The 16938-nt window shown below is 72.2% G+C and carries 14 protein-coding genes; 4 read left to right on the top strand and 10 right to left on the bottom strand.

Translation table 11 applies throughout. From position 1 onward, the window contains the following. The 8 genes from LXT23_RS02815 to LXT23_RS02780 form a co-directional block, all read right to left on the bottom strand. On the bottom strand, positions 1–1353 hold the full coding sequence (locus tag LXT23_RS02815; protein ID WP_253978495.1) for an FHA domain-containing protein: 1353 nt from the start codon (positions 1351–1353) through the stop codon (positions 1–3). Beyond that, the gene (locus LXT23_RS02810) at positions 1350–2528 is read right to left on the bottom strand and encodes a Mov34/MPN/PAD-1 family protein (protein WP_253978494.1); all 1179 of its coding nucleotides are present in this window, start codon (positions 2526–2528) and stop codon (positions 1350–1352) included. Before LXT23_RS02810 ends, LXT23_RS02815 begins: the two co-directional genes overlap by 4 nt. Beyond that, entirely contained in the window at positions 2525–3697 is a 1173-nt protein-coding gene (locus LXT23_RS02805; protein ID WP_253978493.1) for a HesA/MoeB/ThiF family protein, read from the bottom strand. Before LXT23_RS02805 ends, LXT23_RS02810 begins: the two co-directional genes overlap by 4 nt. Beyond that, positions 3694–3975, bottom strand: coding sequence for an EsaB/YukD family protein (locus tag LXT23_RS02800; protein ID WP_253978492.1), 282 nt, complete (start codon positions 3973–3975; stop codon positions 3694–3696). Before LXT23_RS02800 ends, LXT23_RS02805 begins: the two co-directional genes overlap by 4 nt. Positions 3976–4003: 28 nt before the next feature. Then, positions 4004–4483, bottom strand: a complete 480-nt coding sequence (locus LXT23_RS02795) for a hypothetical protein (protein WP_253978491.1) — start codon at positions 4481–4483, stop codon at positions 4004–4006. 2 nt (positions 4484–4485) lie between these two features. Next, positions 4486–4797, bottom strand: coding sequence for a hypothetical protein (locus LXT23_RS02790; RefSeq protein ID WP_253978490.1), 312 nt, complete (start codon positions 4795–4797; stop codon positions 4486–4488). Between the two features lie 364 nt (positions 4798–5161). Continuing rightward, positions 5162–6646 (bottom strand): adenosylhomocysteinase, encoded by a 1485-nt coding sequence (gene ahcY, locus LXT23_RS02785; RefSeq protein ID WP_253978489.1) that lies wholly within the window; start codon positions 6644–6646, stop codon positions 5162–5164. 43 nt (positions 6647–6689) lie between these two features. After that, complete coding sequence (locus LXT23_RS02780; RefSeq protein WP_253978488.1) at positions 6690–7634, bottom strand: ArsR/SmtB family transcription factor; 945 nt, start codon at positions 7632–7634, stop codon at positions 6690–6692. A gap of 526 nt (positions 7635–8160) precedes the next feature. Here LXT23_RS02780 and LXT23_RS02775 point away from each other — a divergent pair. The 4 genes from LXT23_RS02775 to LXT23_RS02760 all read left to right on the top strand — a co-directional run bounded on the left by LXT23_RS02775 (position 8161) and on the right by LXT23_RS02760 (position 12294). Next, positions 8161–8820 (top strand): DUF4142 domain-containing protein, encoded by a 660-nt coding sequence (locus tag LXT23_RS02775; protein WP_253978487.1) that lies wholly within the window; start codon positions 8161–8163, stop codon positions 8818–8820. A 233-nt stretch (positions 8821–9053) separates the two neighbouring features. Further along, positions 9054–9995, top strand: a complete 942-nt coding sequence (locus LXT23_RS02770) for a hypothetical protein (protein ID WP_253978486.1) — start codon at positions 9054–9056, stop codon at positions 9993–9995. An 11-nt stretch (positions 9996–10006) separates the two neighbouring features. Next, entirely contained in the window at positions 10007–10759 is a 753-nt protein-coding gene (locus LXT23_RS02765; RefSeq protein ID WP_253978485.1) for an ATP-binding cassette domain-containing protein, read from the top strand. Continuing rightward, positions 10756–12294: an ABC transporter permease/substrate-binding protein gene (locus tag LXT23_RS02760; RefSeq protein ID WP_407692862.1), complete on the top strand. Its 1539-nt coding sequence runs from the start codon at positions 10756–10758 to the stop codon at positions 12292–12294. The genes LXT23_RS02765 and LXT23_RS02760 overlap by 4 nt, the downstream gene beginning before the upstream one ends. A 36-nt stretch (positions 12295–12330) precedes the next feature. On the opposite strand, the gene LXT23_RS02755 is transcribed toward LXT23_RS02760, so the two are convergent. After that, the gene (locus LXT23_RS02755; protein WP_253978484.1) at positions 12331–13308 is read right to left on the bottom strand and encodes a COX15/CtaA family protein; all 978 of its coding nucleotides are present in this window, start codon (positions 13306–13308) and stop codon (positions 12331–12333) included. Between the two features lie 527 nt (positions 13309–13835). After that, positions 13836–16763 (bottom strand): sigma-54-dependent transcriptional regulator, encoded by a 2928-nt coding sequence (locus tag LXT23_RS02750; protein WP_253978483.1) that lies wholly within the window; start codon positions 16761–16763, stop codon positions 13836–13838. Positions 16764–16938: the final 175 nt, after the last annotated feature.

The following is a 16938-nucleotide window of genomic DNA, read 5'->3' as shown; positions in this document are numbered from 1 at the left end:
TCAGCCCTCCTTCAGGTGGAGGACGAAGACAGTCTTGCCCACGCGGACCTGGTCGCCCGACGCGAGCCGCGCGCGAGACACCCGCCGGCCATTGACGTAGGTGCCCGCGGCCCCCTTCTTGTCCTCCAACTCGTAGCCCTCGCCCATCGCGTGGATGAGGGCGTGGGTGGGCTCCACCTCCGAGTCCTTGAAGAGGTACACGTCGCTCTTGGGCGAGCTGCCCACCGTGGTCGGGCTCTTGAAGAGCACGAACTCCTTCCCCGCCAGCGGCCCGGTGAGCATCTTCACCCAGGCCTCGCGCGCGGCCAGCTCCACCAGGCCAATCACCAGGCCCGTCACCAGGCCGATGACGCCGAAGCCCACGCCCCGGCTCAGCCAGGCCTCACCCGAGTCGAAGCCTTCGAACAGCAGGCTGATGGGGTCGAAGAGCAGCCCCCCGAGCAGGGCCCCGACCATGCCACCGACGAGCCCGTTGACGAGCAGCTTGGAGGAGCGCAGGGCCACGCCCTGGCCCAGCCCCATCGCGGCCCCGGCCAGGGCCCAGGCCACCCCGCGCACCGACATCTGCACCAGCAGCTGCGCCGTCGTCATGCCCGCCGCGCCCTGCTCGCCCATCGACAGCACCAGCATGCGCCCCAGGCCGTAGGCCAGCTCGGCGAAGAGCGTGGCCATCAGCCCCACCACCAGCCCCATGCCCATCCCCACCGCGCCGCAGGTGGCCGCGCGGTGGAACGCGCGCGACAGCAGCCCGTCCGCGGCGCCGATGAACAGGCCGACGAACGCGGCGATGATGGCGAACACGGTGAGCGACAGCAGGCCCGCGCCGCGCTCCGCGGCCACCAGGTCCACGGACGCCGGGGCCTCGCTGCCCTCCGGGCGCAGCGTCACCTCGTAGGCGGACACCGAGCGCGCCGCCTTCTCTTCGCCAATCGGGTGCCCCTTGATGCTCACGACCTGGCCCACCGACAGCGCCGTCGCCGGCACGGCCTCGCCGTCCCGCTCGAGGTGCGTCGCCGCGGGGTCCACCCACACCGTCACCCCGCCGACGTGCACCGACGTCAGCGGGTTGCCCTCCGAGGTGTGGTAGCCCGGATTCACCTGCTCCACCCGCCCCTCGAACTCCACCCCATCCGTGAAGAAGGGCTCGAGCACGGCCCACCCCGTCAGCGCGCCCACCAGGCCCGCCAGCGACAGCGCGACGTACGAGCGATAGAAGAAGCCGGTGCGCCGCTCCTCCACGCGCTCGGAGGCTGGGGCCATTCCAAACGACAGCTGCCGGGAGAGCGCCGCGTCCACCTCGGGGGACGCGAGCTCCTCGGGCGCGATGACAATCTTCTCGGCCGCACCTGTCATGGCGTTCCTCGGACCTTGGCATGCCCGGCGCGCCGGCGCCGGACGAAGAGCGTGGCCAGCACGGCGAGCACGAGCGCCAGCACCACGCCCCCTGCCACGAGCAGCACCCGGGTGCGGGACAGGGACGCATTCGCGCCGGGGCGCGTCGCGGGCGGCGGGCCTGGAGCGGCCGGGCGCGGGGCCGGCGTGGGGGACGTCGCCTGCGGTGGGCTCGCCCCATTCGGACCCTGCAGCACCGTGAGCAGCGAGGCCGGCCGGCCGTCGGCCTCCCGGAGCGGGACGCCCACGTACAGCTCTCCGTTGCGGTCTCGAAGGACGTCGCCGCGCTCGGGCTCCAGCCGGACGACCTCGAGCCCCAGCGCGGCGCCGGTCGCCGGGTCCTGGTCCAGCACGAGCATGTGCTGCGAGCGCCGTGCACCCTCCGGAGCGCGGCCCATCAGGCCGCCATTCAGGTACGTGTAGCCGAGCACGAGCAGGGCCGCCGCCGCGACTGCCCACAGGGGAAGGGGAAAGACGTCACGGGAGGGCTTGTGGGCGGAGGCCTGCAGCGCGGCGGCGGCCCGGGTCAGCGCGCTCACCGCGCCGGCCAGGTCGCCGCCCTCGGCCGCGGCGGCCGCCGGTGCGGGGGCGGCCCCCAGCGGCTTGCGCTCGCGCCCGCCCAGCCAGTAGCGGTGCACCTGCCGCAGCTCGCCGGACATCCCGTGGAAGAAGCCCTCGGAGCCGGCGAGCGGGTCGTACACGTACGCGACCTGGTGCGGCTGGGAGAAGAAGTTGCGGTGGATGAACGTGTCCATCTCCGACAGGAAGATGCCGAAGCCACCATGCGTGTGGTACCAGCCGACAATCTGCTCGTCGGGGTGCTTCGCATCCATCTCCCGGTGGATGTGGTTCCACGTGTCGTGCGTGAAGGTGACCTGGGCGCCCTGCTGCTTGGCGGCCTCTCCCCGGATGACGTCGGTGATGCTCAGGTAGGGGCCGTGCGCGTCTTCGAGCAGGCGCCCCACCAGCACGCCGCAGACCTCCACGTCCGGCTCCAGGATGGCGTGGCCGATGATTTGCGCGTACGGCTGCTTCTCCACCGAGATGCGCAGCTCCCCCGCCACGGGCGCGACGTCACCCCCGGGGAAGCCGCGCACGGGGCGCTGCGTCTTTTCAGCCTTGGCTGCTCCGCTCATACGCCCCCCGTGTCCAGCTCCCCGAGCACCTTCGCCCGGTCCCCGCACAGCTCGAAGCCCACCTCGCGCTCCCCCTGGCGGCCGACGACCACGTCCCAGGGTGGCAGCCCGAGCTCCGCCAGGGTGAGGTCCAGGAAGTCCTCGTCGCCGCGCAGGCCGTGGAAGAGCCGCGGCGCGCGGCGCGTCCCGCACGCCGTGCACACGCCGTCCGCCTCCGTCACCTGGGAGAGCGGCCGGAAGACGCGCTCCTCGCGACCACACCCGGGGCAGTCGAGCCCGCAGAGCAGCTCGCGGCCGAACTCCAGCACCGCGCCGGGGCCGAGCGCCGCGCGGGCCCAGGCGAGCGCTTCGCCGGCCCTCACGTCCGACACGGAGCGCTCCACCTGCTCCAGCTGCTCGAGCGGAGCATGGCTCAGGCACTCCGGGTTGCGCTGGTAGCGGGTGACATAGGACTGGTGCGTCAGCCCGTCGAAGACGAAGCCCGCCCCGGCGAGCGTGGGCTGGCCATGGAGCAGCTTCACCGCCTCCTGGCACTGGATGGCGGCGACGACCGAGGCCGTGGTGGGCGTGGTCGGCACCTTGCCAATCTCCTCGAGCTGCCGGTTGAGCAGGCTGCACGAGCGCCGCCGCTCGAGCAGGCGCCAGTCCTGCTCGCTCATCGTGCACTCGTAGCAGGGCCCCTCGGGCGGAGCGAACAGGCGGGCCACGCCGGAGAGCACTTCAATGGCACCGTCAATCCACGCGCGGCCCACGCGGTAGCAGGCGCGGTTGAGCGCCAGGCGCGCCTCGCGGTTGTCCAGCGCGCCGACCACCACGTCCGCCCAGTGGAAGAGCCCGAGCCCGAGGTCATGCACGACATTGGCGCGCAGCGGGCGCACCCGCAGGTCGGGGTAGATGGCGCGCGCGCCGTCCGCCACCGCGTCCACCTTGGCCCGGCCGGCATCCGCGGAGCGGAACAGCGGCGAGCGCGAGAGGTTGGAGGTCTCCACGACGTCCATGTCCACGACGACGACCCGGCCCACCCCCAGCAGCGCGAGGTTCTTGAGCACCTCGTTGCCCAGCGCCCCCGCGCCGGCCACCAGCACGCGCGCGCGGGAGAGCCGCTGCTGGTCCCACCACTCAATCAGCTCGAAGCGGCTGAAGCGCCCCTCGCTCGCCTCCACCTTCACGAGACACGCGCCCCGGCCGTGATTTCCGGCTGGAGCCGGAGCACGTCACCCGGTTGCACCTTCGCGTCCGCCAGCGTCTGGGTGTCGAGCAGCTGCATGCCGCTGCTCTTGTGGTGGAACTTGTAGCTCATGGGCTGCCCGTCCGGGCTCTGGCGCGGCAGGCGCATCTTCTCCACCAGCACCACCAGCACGCGATTCACCGGGGCGTCGTCCGGGAGCTCCACCTGCTGGCGCTTGGCTCCCGTCGCGTCCCAGACCTCGACCGTCATCATTCCCATCGGTTCGACTCCGCAGAGGACCCGCGCGCTACATGAAGGCGCCGGCGACGGCGAGCAGCACGAGGATTCCCGTCAGCAGCGTGTTGGAGACGATGCCCACCATCGGCAGCATCGCGTTGGTGCCCCGGCTCAGGTCGCGGGCGATGAAGGCCAGCGCCACGCCGCCGAAGGCCGCGAGCATCGCCGCCATGCCCAGGACGGTGGCGGCCGGCTCCTTCAGCTCCTCTCCGGTCATCACCGGAGCCAGCATGGAGGCACCCAGCACGAGCACCCCCACCAGCGCGCACCCCAGCGCGCCCAGCGCGTACAGCAGGGCCCCATTGGAGCCTCCGGTGGCGGGCCGCATGATGCAGGACGGGCAGACGGCTCCCAAGGCCAGCGTGAAGAGGCAGACGCCGCAGTGAGGCTCGCCGCAGCGGGTGCAGGCCTCCCGGCTTCCCACCGAGGGGTGGTTGCGGCAGGTGGCGGCGTGGGGGGCGGGACTGAGCTGCTCGGCGGGAGAGCTCATGGTCATCGCCCCATTCCCTTGACGCGCAAGATGGCACCGACCACCGAGACGATGAGGACCGCCGGGGCGATGATGAGCGCGGCGTTGGCCTTGCCCAGCCCCCCCACCGTGGGGTTCGCGGCAATCTCCTTGCGCGCGGTGAGCGCGGCGCTGATGGCCATGGGGGCCACGATGAAGCCGAAGCAGAAGATGCCGAGGAAGGCCAGCTTCAAGGCCTTGGCCGCATCCTCCGACTCGCGCGTAATCGTCAGCGCGGAGGCGGGGACCGCCATCGTCTTGCAACCGCCGCAGTAGCGGCTGGCGCCCATGGGCACGAGGCAGTTTTCACAAAACGCCTCGGCGCAGCCGGCGCAAGTCGCGGCCGCCGCGGTGGCTTGATGGTTCTGGCAGTTCAATCCCACTCCTCGGATAGCGGAACTTTATCCTTTACATATTCGAGCTGTGTCAAGACAGCCCCCGGGGATGGATGGAATTGCGCTCTCCGTGCGCCCTCGGGGTGGGTAGAGCTTGCACGGGGCGGGTCGAAAGACTCCCGCTGGCAAACCCTGACGGATGTCGGGCCGGGGTACGAGCTTGTGCGGTGAATGCGAGGTTGTCTGGGTATTGCGCAAACGCAGGAAGGCCCAGGACACCGGACGTCGGTGCCTGGGCCTTCGTGACGGCGCTGCTACGGCGTGACTAGTAGCGGTAGTGGTCCGGCTTGTACGGGCCCTCGACGGGCACGCCGATGTACGAGGCCTGGTCCGGGGAGAGCTTGGTCAGCTTCACACCCAGCTTCTCCAGGTGCAGGCGGGCCACTTCCTCGTCCAGCTTCTTGGGCAGCGTGTAGACCTTCTTCTCGTAGGCCTGCTGGTTCTGCGCCAGCTCCAGCTGCGCGAGGCACTGGTTGGTGAAGCTGGTGGACATCACGAAGCTGGGGTGGCCGGTGGCGCAGCCCAGGTTGAACAGGCGGCCCTCGGCGAGGATGAGCACGCTGTTGCCGCTGGGGAACGTCCACATGTCGTACTGCGCCTTGATGTTGGTGTGCTTGACGCCCGGCACCTTCTTCAGGCCGGCCATGTCGATTTCGTTGTCGAAGTGGCCGATGTTCGCGACGATGGCCTTGTCCTTCATCTTCGACATGTGCTCCGCGGTGACGATGTCGCGGTTGCCCGTCGCGGTGATGAAGATGTCCGCCTTGCCCACCCAGTTCTCAATCGTGTCGACCTGGTAGCCCTCCATCGCGGCCTGCAGGGCGCAGATGGGGTCGATCTCCGCGATGATGACGCGGCAGCCCTGGCCCTTGAACGCCTGCGCGCAGCCCTTGCCCACGTCGCCGTAGCCGAAGACGAAGGCCACCTTGCCGGACAGCATCACGTCCGTGGCGCGGTTGAGGCCGTCCACCAGCGAGTGACGGCAGCCGTAGAGGTTGTCGAACTTGCTCTTGGTGACGCTGTCGTTGACGTTGATGGCGGGGAACAGCAGCGTGCCGGCCTTCTGCATCTCGTAGAGCCGGTGCACGCCCGTGGTGGTCTCCTCGCTCACGCCGCGGACCTTGGGCGCCACGCGCTGCCACAGCTTCGCGTCGCGCTTCTGCAGGTCCTTGAGCAGCGCGAGGATGAAGCCCCACTCCTCGGGCTCGGAGGCGGCGTTGAAGTCGGGGACCTTGCCGGCCTTCTCGAACTCCAGGCCCTTGTGGAGCAGCAGCGTGGCGTCACCGCCGTCGTCCACAATCTGGTCCGGGCCGGAGCCGTCGGGCCAGATGAGCGCCTGCTCCGTGCACCACCAGTACTCCTCGAGGTTCTCGCCCTTCCACGCGAAGACGGGCGTGCCCTTCGGGTTCTCCACCGTGCCGCCCGTCTCGGGACGGCCCACCACCACCGCGGCGGCGGCGTGGTCCTGCGTGGAGAAGATGTTGCACGAGCACCAGCGCACGTCCGCGCCCATGGCGGACAGCGTCTCGATGAGGACCGCCGTCTGCACCGTCATGTGCAGCGAGCCCATGACCTTCAGGCCCTTGAGGGGCTGGCTCTTGCCATAGCGGGCGCGCAGCGCCATCAGGCCGGGCATCTCGTCCTCGGCCAGCATGATTTCCTTGCGGCCCCACTCGGCGAGGCTCAGGTCCTTCACCTTGAAGGCCGGGCGGGCCTGGGTGTCCGTCTTCGTCTTCAGCGCAGTGCTCATCTTCGGCTCCAATCGAAAGCGTTGTTGCTCGAGGGGTGCTGCTTCACTTCCTGCGGACCGCCACGGCGGACAGCAGCGCGGGACCCTTGGCAGCCGGGTCCGCGGGGAGGGTGTGGATGCGGACGTCGTCGAAGCCGGCCTCGTGCAGCCAGCCGGTGAGCTGCTCCGGCTCGAAGCCCAGCCAGACGTGTCCCATCTGTTGCTGGTACTCGCGGCGCTCGTGCCGCCGCATGTCGATGATGAGCAGGCGCCCGCCCGGTGCGAGCGCTCGCGCGGCTTCCTTCAGCACCGCGGCCGGCTCCGGCACGTGGTGCAGCACCAGGTGCAGCAGCGCCACGTCCAGCGTCCCGTCATCCAGCGGGAGCGCCGCCAGGTCTCCGCGGTGCAGCTCGACGTTGGGGATGCCCGCCAGCCGGGCCTTCGCGGCCTTGAACATGGCGGGGGAGGACTCGACGGCGGTGACGCGCCGGACGTAGGGCGCCAGCATCTCCGACGTCTGGCCGGTGCCGCAGCCCAGGTCGCCCACGCGCCACGTCGGCTCGAACAGGGCCAGCAGGCCAAGCACGTCGAAGCGCTCGCCGAACAGCTCCCGGCGGAGCTTGTCCCACTTGCCCGCCGCGCTGGAGAAGAAGGCCTGGCTGCGGCTCTGTCGCTCGGCGAGCACGGAGGCCAGCCGCTGGTCGTCCTGCTCGGTGGCGAGGGCCTGGGCCATCTGCTCGCGCGTCAGCGTCCACAGGCGCCGGGCCGCCGGGGGCAGCTCGTTGACCGCGAGGTGGTACAGGCGGCTGGTGCCCTCCGGGCGCCACACCACCCACCCGTCGTCCGCGAGCACCTTCAGGTGCCGGCTCACCGTGGACTGCGGAAGCTGGAGCACCGCGCACAGCTCCACCACCGTCAGCTCGTGCCGCTCCACCAGCCGCAGCACGCGCACCCGCGTCGCATCGGCGAGCGACGTCATCCAGCTCAGTATGGCGGGGGCGGCGTTCATGGGAGGGCGAGAACTCAATCCGTTCATCCGGATGGAGCATTGATAGCGGGAGCCCGGGGCCGATTCAAGGGGAACGTGCGGGCGGCGCGGAGTCGGAGTGAGAACCGCGCCCGGCCCCGGGGCGCTCCGGTCCCTGGAAGGAACGTTCCTTCCGCCTGCCTGCCCGCCCTCAGCCCTCCTGGAAGGAACGTTCCTTCCGCCTGCCTGCCCGACCTCGGCCTGGCCCTGGCCCTGGAAGGAACGCTCATTCCGCCTGCCCGCCCGACCTCGGCCTGGCCCTGGAAGGAACGCTCATTCTGCCTGCCTGCCCGACCTCGGCCTGGCCCTGGAAGGAACGTTCCTTCCGCCTGCCTGCCTGGGCCCTCGGGCCTGGAAGGAACGCTAATTCCGGCGGCTCACCTGACGCGGCGCGGCTGACGCTCGCCGCCATGGCCCTCCCCGTGGGGAGGCTCGGGCAGGTGGGGCGTGTTTGCGGCGCGCCCGGAGTCACGCCCACCTTCCGGCATTGCTTCGTCTGGAGGTGGACATGACTGGAATGCCGGGTCGGGCCGCGGGCATCGCCGCCGCGCTGGTGGTGGGCCTGCTGGTGGGGAGCAGCGCTCACGCGGATGACTCGAAGAAACAGGAGCGCCGCATTGGCGAGGCGGCCGCGGACCGCCAGCTGTACGTGAGCAAGCTCGTCCTCCTCGATGCCAAGCAGATTGCCCTGGGGGAGCTGGCGCTCCAGCGCTCCCAGGACCCGCAGGTGCGGCGGCTCGCGAAGCAGCTGGTGGCGGACCACCGGAAGCACCTGGGCGACCTGCGGACCTGGGCGGAGGGCCAGTCGCTGCAGGTCGCCGCGATTGACCTGTCCGCCGCGGAGGATGAGGGCGTGGGCGGCTCCGGCAGCGCCGGCATCCAGGAGGGCTACGAGGAGCGCATGGAGGACGTGGACGAGCGCCTGGACGACGCCATCGGTGACGCCCAGGAGGACGTGAGCGAGGTGCGGGAGAAGACGGGCGAGGACTTCGACAAGGCCTTCATCTCGCGCGTCGTGGACGACCAGGAGGAGGGCCAGAAGCTGGTGCGGGACGGGCTGGATACCTACCGGGCCGATGCCGCGTTCAGCCTCCTGCTCAACCGCACGGGCAACGTCATCGACCGCCAGGTGGAGCAAGGCAAGCGCGTGGAGGAGGCGCTCGACTGACGCGCGGCGTGCTCGATGAGGGTGTCGCTGCCGGCACGCGAGCACGCGGAATAGGCGGAGCTCGCGAAGCGAATCGCGCAGGCCGGGCTCCGCCTTGCTCGCGTCGTCACACGCCGGCCGCGCTCAGCCTCACCGAGGCCGTGGCTGTGTAAGGCGCTGGGCTCCGTGCCCTCGTAGCGGTTGACGTGACTCGGGGTGGCGCCTATCCCGGCTCCATGAGGACCGGTGTGTGGGTGTCGGCTGTGTACCTGCTGGGGATGCTGGGCGCGTGTGCGGCGCCCACGCCCCGGGTGCTTCCCGTCGCGCCGGAGGGCGCCACGCCCGTGGGCCCCTTCGTCCCGGAGGCTCGCGCCCTGTTCGAGGGCTGCACGCCCGTGCCCGACAGCGCCACCTCGCGCACCTATCGCTGTGACGGCCTGTCGCTGTGGGTGGCCGAGCCGACGGACCTGACGGCGGACGGGGCGCTCGAGGAGGCGAAGGCGCGCATCCAGCGCCGGCTGTGGGAGGGGCTGGTGGTGGTGCAGGGTGAGCTGCCGCTCGCGGGACGGGCCTGGCCTTCCGCGCGCTTCTCGGCGTGCGGGGAGGGTGGAGGTGCCTGCCGCGCCGGGGGCTACGTCACCGTCGTCACCGTGGAGCTGGGCCGGGTGCGGCAGCTCGGGTGCGTGGCGCGAGGAGACTCGCGGCCCGCGCTGGCGCGGTGTCTGGAGCTGTTCGAGTACCTCGCATCCCAGGGCAATCCCGAGGGCGAGGTGCTGAAGGAGGAGGCCCTGCTCGTTCCTCCGCGGCTGCCATGGCGTGCGCTGGCCGTGCCCCAGGACTGCCAGCTGTCCGCGTCCACCTCGCGCGCGGGGCGCATCCGCTGCGGTGAGGCGTCCTTCGTGTGGAGCGTGTACCAGCCGGCTCGGGGGGACGTGACCCGGCGCTGGCAGCTTCAGAGCGTGGAGGAGCTGGCGGAGGCGCTGCCGGGCTCGGGCCCCGTGGAGGAGGTGCCGTGCCTGCTGGAGAGCCAGCGCGTTCGCTGCACGCGCTTCACGGCGCCGACGGCGCGGGGGCCGCTGGAGGTGTGGTCCGCCGCGGTGGAATGGGAGGACCGGGCCCTCTTCGCCTCGTGCAGCTTCCTGTCGTCCGAGACGCCGTTCCCCGCCGTGTGCAACGGCGCGTTCTCCCTGCCCTGAAGGACGCCTCCGTGTACGAGCTGCAGGATGTCTCCAAGCGCTTCGGCTCCACGCAGGCGCTGCACCCGCTGAGCCTGACGGTGCCCACGGGGCGCACGACGGTGTTGCTCGGTCCGAGCGGCTGCGGCAAGTCCACCCTGGTGCGGCTGCTCAACGGCCTGCTGCACCCGGACACCGGCCGCGTCCTCTTCGATGGACAGCCGCTGCCCGCGGGGGGCGACGCGCTGCTCTCCGTGCGCCACCGCGTGGGCTATGCGCTCCAGGGGGGCGGGCTCTTCCCGCACCTCACGGGGGAGGAGAACGTCACGCTGATGGCGCGTCACCTGCGCTGGCCCGCCGCACGCACGCGGGAGCGGCTGGACGCGCTGGTGGAGCTGACGCGCTTTCCGGTGGATGGGCTGGCTCGCTATCCGGCGCAGCTGTCGGGTGGGCAGCGGCAGCGCGTGGCGTTGATGCGCGCGCTCATGCTGGACCCGGACGTGCTGCTGCTGGACGAGCCGCTGGGCGCGTTGGACCCGCTGGTGCGCCACGAGCTGCAGACGGACCTGCGAGCCATCTTCGCCCGGCTGCGCAAGACGGTGGTGCTGGTGACGCATGACCTGGCGGAGGCGGGGTTCCTGGGGGACGGCATCCTCCTGCTGCGCGACGGGCGCGTGGTGCAGCACGGTGGCCTCGCGGACCTGGAGGCGCGTCCCGCCGACCCGTTCGTCACCCGGTTCATCCAGGCCCAGCGGCCCATGCCCGGCGGAGGCGCGGCGGCGTGAGGAGGCCATCGGGACAGCTCGTAGGTATCAGCCTGCTGCTCGCGCTGGTGGTGGCCGCGTGTGGCGGAGGAGCTTCCTCCTCCGGCGACGGCACGCCCACCGTGCGCGTGGGCTCCAAGAAGTTCACCGAGTCCGTCATCCTCGGAGACGCGGTGACGCAGCTCGCACGGAGCACGGGGGCACGCGCGGAGCACCGGCGCGAGCTGGGCGGCACCACCGTGCTCTGGGAGGCGCTGCGCCGGGGCGAGCTGGACGTGTACCCCGAGTACACCGGCACGCTGCGACAGGAGCTGCTGTCCGGCCGCAACCTGCCGGATGACGCCGCCCTGCGCGGCGCGCTGGAAGCCGAGGGACTGCGCATGAGCGCTCCACTGGGCTTCAACAACACCTACGCGCTGGGCATGAAGGAGGCCGAGGCCGAGCGCCTGGGCATCCGCCGCATCTCCGACCTCCAGCAGCACCCGGAGCTGCGCTTCGGCTTCAGCAACGAGTTCATGGACCGCGCCGACGGCTGGCCCGCCCTGAGAGGCCGCTATCGCCTGCCCCAGCGCGAGGTGCGCGGCCTGGACCACGACCTGGCCTACCGGGGACTGGAGAGCGGCGCGCTCCAGGTGACGGACCTGTACTCCACCGACGCGGAGATTGCCGCGTACGGGCTGCGCGTGCTGGAGGACGACCTGCGCCACTTCCCCGCGTACGACGCCGTGCTCCTGTACCGCGCGGACCTGGAAGCTCGCGCACCGGAGGCGCTGGCGGCCATTCGCCGGCTGGAGGGGCGCATCACCGAGGCGGAGATGGTGAAGCTCAACGCCCGCGCGCGGCTGGAGCGGGTCCCCGAGGCCCGCGTGGCCGCCGACTTCCTCGCGAGCGCGCTGGGCGTCACGGCCGAGGTGCGCGGAGAGACGCTGGCCGCGCGCATCGGCCGACGCACGCGTGAGCACCTGTTCCTCGTCGTCGTGTCGCTGGCGGCGGCCATGTCGCTCGCGGTGCCGCTGGGCGTGCTCGCCGCGCGCAGGCCCCGGCTGGGGCAGGGCGTGCTGGGGCTGGCCGGCGTCATCCAGACGGTGCCCTCGCTGGCGCTGCTGGTGGTGATGATTCCGCTGCTGGGCATCGGCTCGCGACCGGCCATCGCCGCGCTGTTCCTCTACAGCCTGCTGCCCATCCTCCGGAACACGGCGGCCGGGCTCGCCGGAATCCCGCTCGAAGTCCGCGAGTCCGCCGAGGCGCTCGGCCTGCCGTCCCTCGCGCGGCTGTGGCGCATCGAGCTGCCCATGGCCGCGCCGTCCATCCTCGCCGGCATCCAGACGGCCGCCGTCATCAACGTGGGCACCGCCACGCTCGGCGCGCTCGTGGGAGCAGGCGGCTACGGCCAGCCCATCCTCACCGGCATCCGGCTGGATGACGTGGGGCTCATCCTGGAGGGCGCCGTGCCCGCCGCCGCCCTGGCGCTGCTCGCCAGCGGCCTGTTCGAGCTGGTGGAGCGCGCCGTGGTGCCAAGGGGCCTGCGCCTGCGCGCGGAGTCGGAGTCGCGCTGAGCGCCGGCCCGGCGCAATGCCGAAGTCCGGCGCTTGCTACACCGGCTCCACGCTGGAAGCCGGCGCACGCTCCGGCACCGCCTCGGCCCGGGGCGCATCCGCCGCCAGCCCCGCCGCGCACAGCGACACCACCGCCATCCACACGAAGTCCGCCAGCAGCAGGTGCACCAGCTGCATCCACACCGGCGCCAGCAGCACCAGGTTGACCAGCCCGGCGCACAGCTGCGCCGCATATATAATGATGATGGCCGTGGCCGAGCGGCGCACCCCCGCCGAGGGCCGCAGCCGCGCCACCCACCGCGACACCACCACCAGCAGCGCCCCCGTGAAGACCGCCAGCACCGGGTGCCACACCCGCAGCCGGATGAGCACGTGCGCCGTCTCCGACAGGTCCTGCTGGAGTCCGTGCGCCAGGCTCTCCGCTGGGAAGAGCGTGTCACCCAGCGCCGCCACCGCGCCGCTCACGCCCAGCAGCATCAGCCCCGCCACGCTCGTGCCCAGCAGCGCGCCCACCCCGCCCTGCCCGCGCAGCCGCAGCGGCGCGTGCCCGCGTGAGAACCACACCACCAGCCACTGCGCCCCCACCAGCAGGAACGTGTTCACCAGGTGCACGCCCATCCACAGCGCCCGGCCCACCGACGCGTTGTCCGCCACGTACTTCAAGAGGACGATGCCCGCGCCCACCAGCGCCTCGGTCACCATGAAGAACAGCGCCCACCCCGCCGCGCGCCGCGCCGGGTGGCCCTTCACGTGTGTCAGCACGGCCCACACACACAGCACCACCGCCAGCACCATCGCCAGGCCGCTCGTCAGCCGGTGCGTGTATTCGATGAGCGTCGCCACGGTGGGCTCGCGCGGCACCACCTGCCCGTTGCACACCGGCCAGTGGTCCCCACACCCCGCCCCGGAGCCCGTGGCCCGCACGAAGGCACCCCACAGAATCACCCCCAACGTGTAGGCGAGCGTCGCGAGGCTGAAGACCTGGAACCGGCGGGACGAGGCGGCGTGGTTCATCGCGTCCCCATTAACCCACTTCCGCCCCTCCCGCTGCCCGGGGGCCCCTCATCCAGTCTCACCCCGGCCATCAGCGCGCCTGCTCGGCCCCACACCTGTTGGAGCCCTCCGGCATATCCGGAATCGGCCGCTCGGATATCCCACCCTTCCGGTTGGATATGCCTGCTCCCTGCACCTACCCCTGGGGATGATTTCCGTTTGCCCTCCGAAGCCCCTCCAGCGCTGGCACGCGGGGTGCTTTACGAATGGTCAGTGCACAACGGTGCTCCCTCGGGACACCCGGTGCACGCGACTTCAGCATGGTGGCCGCTTCGGTGGCCCCGGCACCCTGGGCCGGAGTTCCCCCCTCTCCGACCCGGGGTGTGTTCTTTCAGAGGCTTTGGACCGAGCAGTACGCGCACCGGGTCGAGGTTTCCCCCCTCCTCGGCCCGGAGCGCGACCTCTGTCCTCTCTGGATTCAGGTTCCCACAGGGGTGTGGGGAAACAGGGCGGGGCGCATCGCGGGTTGGGGTTTTACTCCTCTGACTTCAGCCCGCGATGCGCATCTGCTCCGCCCCGAGCACCGTCGGCAGCGGCCCATACGCCATCGAGCGCTCGAGCACGTTTCGCAGCTCGCGCACGTTGCCGGGCCACGGGTGGGCCACCAGCGCCGCCAGCGCGTCCGGGCCCAGCTGCGGCGGCTGCTGTCCCTCGGGGGTGAGCTGCCGCACGAAGTGCCGGGCCAGCGCCAGCACGTCCTCCCGCCGCTCTCGCAGCGGAGGCACCCGCACCGGCACCACCTGGAGTCGGTAGTAGAGGTCCTCGCGGAAGCGGCCCTCGCGCACCAGCTGGGCCAGATCCCGGTGCGTGGCCGCCACCACCCGCACGTCCACCTCCACCGGCCGAATCTCTCCCAGGGGAAACACTTCGCCGTTCTCCAGGAAGCGCAGCAGCTTGGGCTGCACCTCCAGGGGGAGCTCGCCAATCTCGTCCAGGAAGAGGGTGCCGCCGTGCGCGGCGCGGATGACGCCCGGGTGGTCCGTGGTGGCGCCGGTGTAGGCGCCGCGCCGGTAGCCGAAGAGCTGCCCCTCGAAGAGCTCCCGGGGCACCGCGGCGCAGTTGAAGGCCACGTACGGCCGCTGCGCGCGGGTGGACAGCGTGTGGAGCGCTCGCGCCACCACCTCCTTGCCGGCGCCCGACTCGCCCGTGACGATGACTGTGGCCCGGCTGGAGGACAGGCTCGCCAGCTCCGAGCGCAGCCGCTTCATGGAGGGCGACGCGGCGATGAAGCCCGGCAGCTCCGTGTCCCGCTCGGCCTCCGCGTCGTCCAGCAGGGCGGTGGCCTCCACCTGCGCGAAGCCCCGCAGCGCCGCCACCTCCAGCGCGAAGCCGCCCAGGCGGGACAGCGCGGTGAGCAGCGCGCGGCCGTCCGCCGGCAGCGGGCCCGCCACGCCCAGGCGCAGCCTGCGGCCACACCCGTCTCCGAACTCCACCGCGTCCGTGGCCACGGGCGTGGCGGGGCCGGCCAGCAGCGTGGCCCGGCCCTGGGAGTCCAGCTCCTCCAGGCGCGGCGCGCCGCTGGGGAACAGGCCCTCCAGCACGCCGAGCAGCTCGCGCTGGATGAGGGGCGCGCCCATGCCGCGCACCGACAGCCGCTCGAAGGGCACCACCAATGCTTCCGCGCCCAGCCGCCCCGGGCCCGGACTCGCGCCCGGTACCGCGCTGGCGGCCGGGGGCAGGCGCGGGACGGACTGGGTGAAGTCCCCGGGAATGGCCATGCCCAGCCGGCGCAGCTCCGCCTCGCTGGCGGCCAGCAGCTCCTCGGACGCGGGGTCTCCCTCCAGCCTCGCCAGCTGCGACAGCAGGTGGCGGGTGAAGGCGACCATGGACACGTCCCCCGCGAGGCGGGAGGTGGCCAGCGAGGCCTCCGTCTGCTCCCGGGCCTCGCGCGTGCGGCCCTCCAGCGCCAGCAGGATGCCCTCGAACCGGTGCAGCACCGCCGAGTGCCCGGCGGAGGGCATCCGCTCCAGGAAGACGCGCGCGCGCCGCAGCACCACGCGCCCCTCCTGCAGCTGGCCCGCGAAGGCGCGCGCGCCCGCCTCGTACACCAGGCACTCGCGGCGCAGGTAGGGCCAGCCGCCCAGCTCCACCACGCGCGCCCCGGTGGCGGCGAAGCGCTCGGCGGCGCGCTGGCGGTGGCCCTCGGCGAAGTCCGCCATGGCCTCCGCGAAGAGGGCATAGGCGCCGGTGAGGGCCCGCTGGATGGGGCCGGAGTATGCGGCCAGCCGCGAGGCGAACTTGCGCAGCTCCGCGTGGCGGCCGGTGACGAGCGCCAGCACCGCGCGCGGCACGACGAGGTGCAGCGGCGTCCAGCTCAGCTCCTCGATGACGGCGTCCGCCTCGTCCAGCACGGCCTCGGCTTCCGCGTAGCGCGCCAGGCGCAGCAGGGCCTCGGCCTCCGCGCGCGCGGTGAAGATGAAGGAGAACCCGCGCGCCATGCGCCCGCCGTACGCGGCCTCGCGCGCGCGGCGCACCAGCTGGAGCGCCTCCGCCGGCTCGCACGACTCCTCCAGGCGGCGCTGCGCGAGGAAGGACAGGTTGCGCGCCTCCAGGAAGGGGTAGCCCAGCCGTGCCGCGCCCTGGGCCACCTCGCGGAAGCGGCGCGTGGCCTGGGCGGACTCGCCGCGGATGGCGGACTCGTGCGCGCAGGCGTCCTCGGCCAGCAGGCGCAGCACCGGGTCCTTCACGCCGACCATCGACGCCGCCATGCGCCCGGCGCACCGGGTGATGCGCTCCGCCTCGCCCAGGTAGAAGGCGCTGGCCAGCTCCGCGATGCGCAGGTGGCAGCGCACCTCCGGGCTGTCATGGGTGACGAGCAGCGCCTCCGCGCGGGCGATGTGCGCGTCGGCCTTCTCCACGTCGAACAGCTTGCCGTCCGGCGCGGCGTACAGGTTGGCCGCCAGCGCGTGGACCTGGAGCTCCACGGCCTCCGGCAGCACGCCCGCGGCGGCTTCCTCCATGTGGGGCAGCAGGGTGGCGAAGGCGCCCCGGCAGTCCTCGCGTCCCCAGCGCTGGAGGTAGGCCAGGCCCACCGCCGCCAGCGCGCGTGCGCCCGGCGTCCGCAGCACGCCCGAGGCGCCCAGGGCGAGCAGCTCCTCCTCGGCCGCCCGCCACTCCGCGCGCTCCAGCCGGGCGAGGCACGGCGTCAGCCGCGCGGACTCCTCGGGGCGCAGCTCCTGGCGCTGGGAGGTGGCGGAGGCGCGGGCGGCGGGGCCACCCTGGGCGAGCTGACGGAGGGCCTGGGCCACCCGGCCGCGAGGGCGGCGTGCCTGGGGGGCGTCGTCCGGCAGCTCCCAGCGGTAGACGGTGAGGGGTGTGACGCCCAGCAGGCGGGCGAAGGAGGCCCGGCTCTGCTCACCCCGCAGCGCACGGATGGCCTCCGGGCCCAGCCCGCGCGACTCCGCGTTGTCCTCCATGCTTACCACAGCTCCACCCATCCCCTTTTACGCCCCCCCGTCCGCAGCCTTTTCTTGGGGCTTTTCCGCAGCGAAAGCAAACGATTGAGCATTTCCACTTCTTGAGGCCCGTCCAACGGCTGGATGTGCCCGGCCGTCGGGCAGTTGGAGGACCGAGCGCTCCGCCTCCCTCAAC

The sequence above is a fragment of the Pyxidicoccus xibeiensis genome, from assembly GCF_024198175.1.
In the GTDB taxonomy this organism is placed as follows: Bacteria; Myxococcota; Myxococcia; order Myxococcales; family Myxococcaceae; genus Myxococcus; species Myxococcus xibeiensis.
This window is presented reverse-complemented; position numbering and strand designations above follow the sequence as displayed.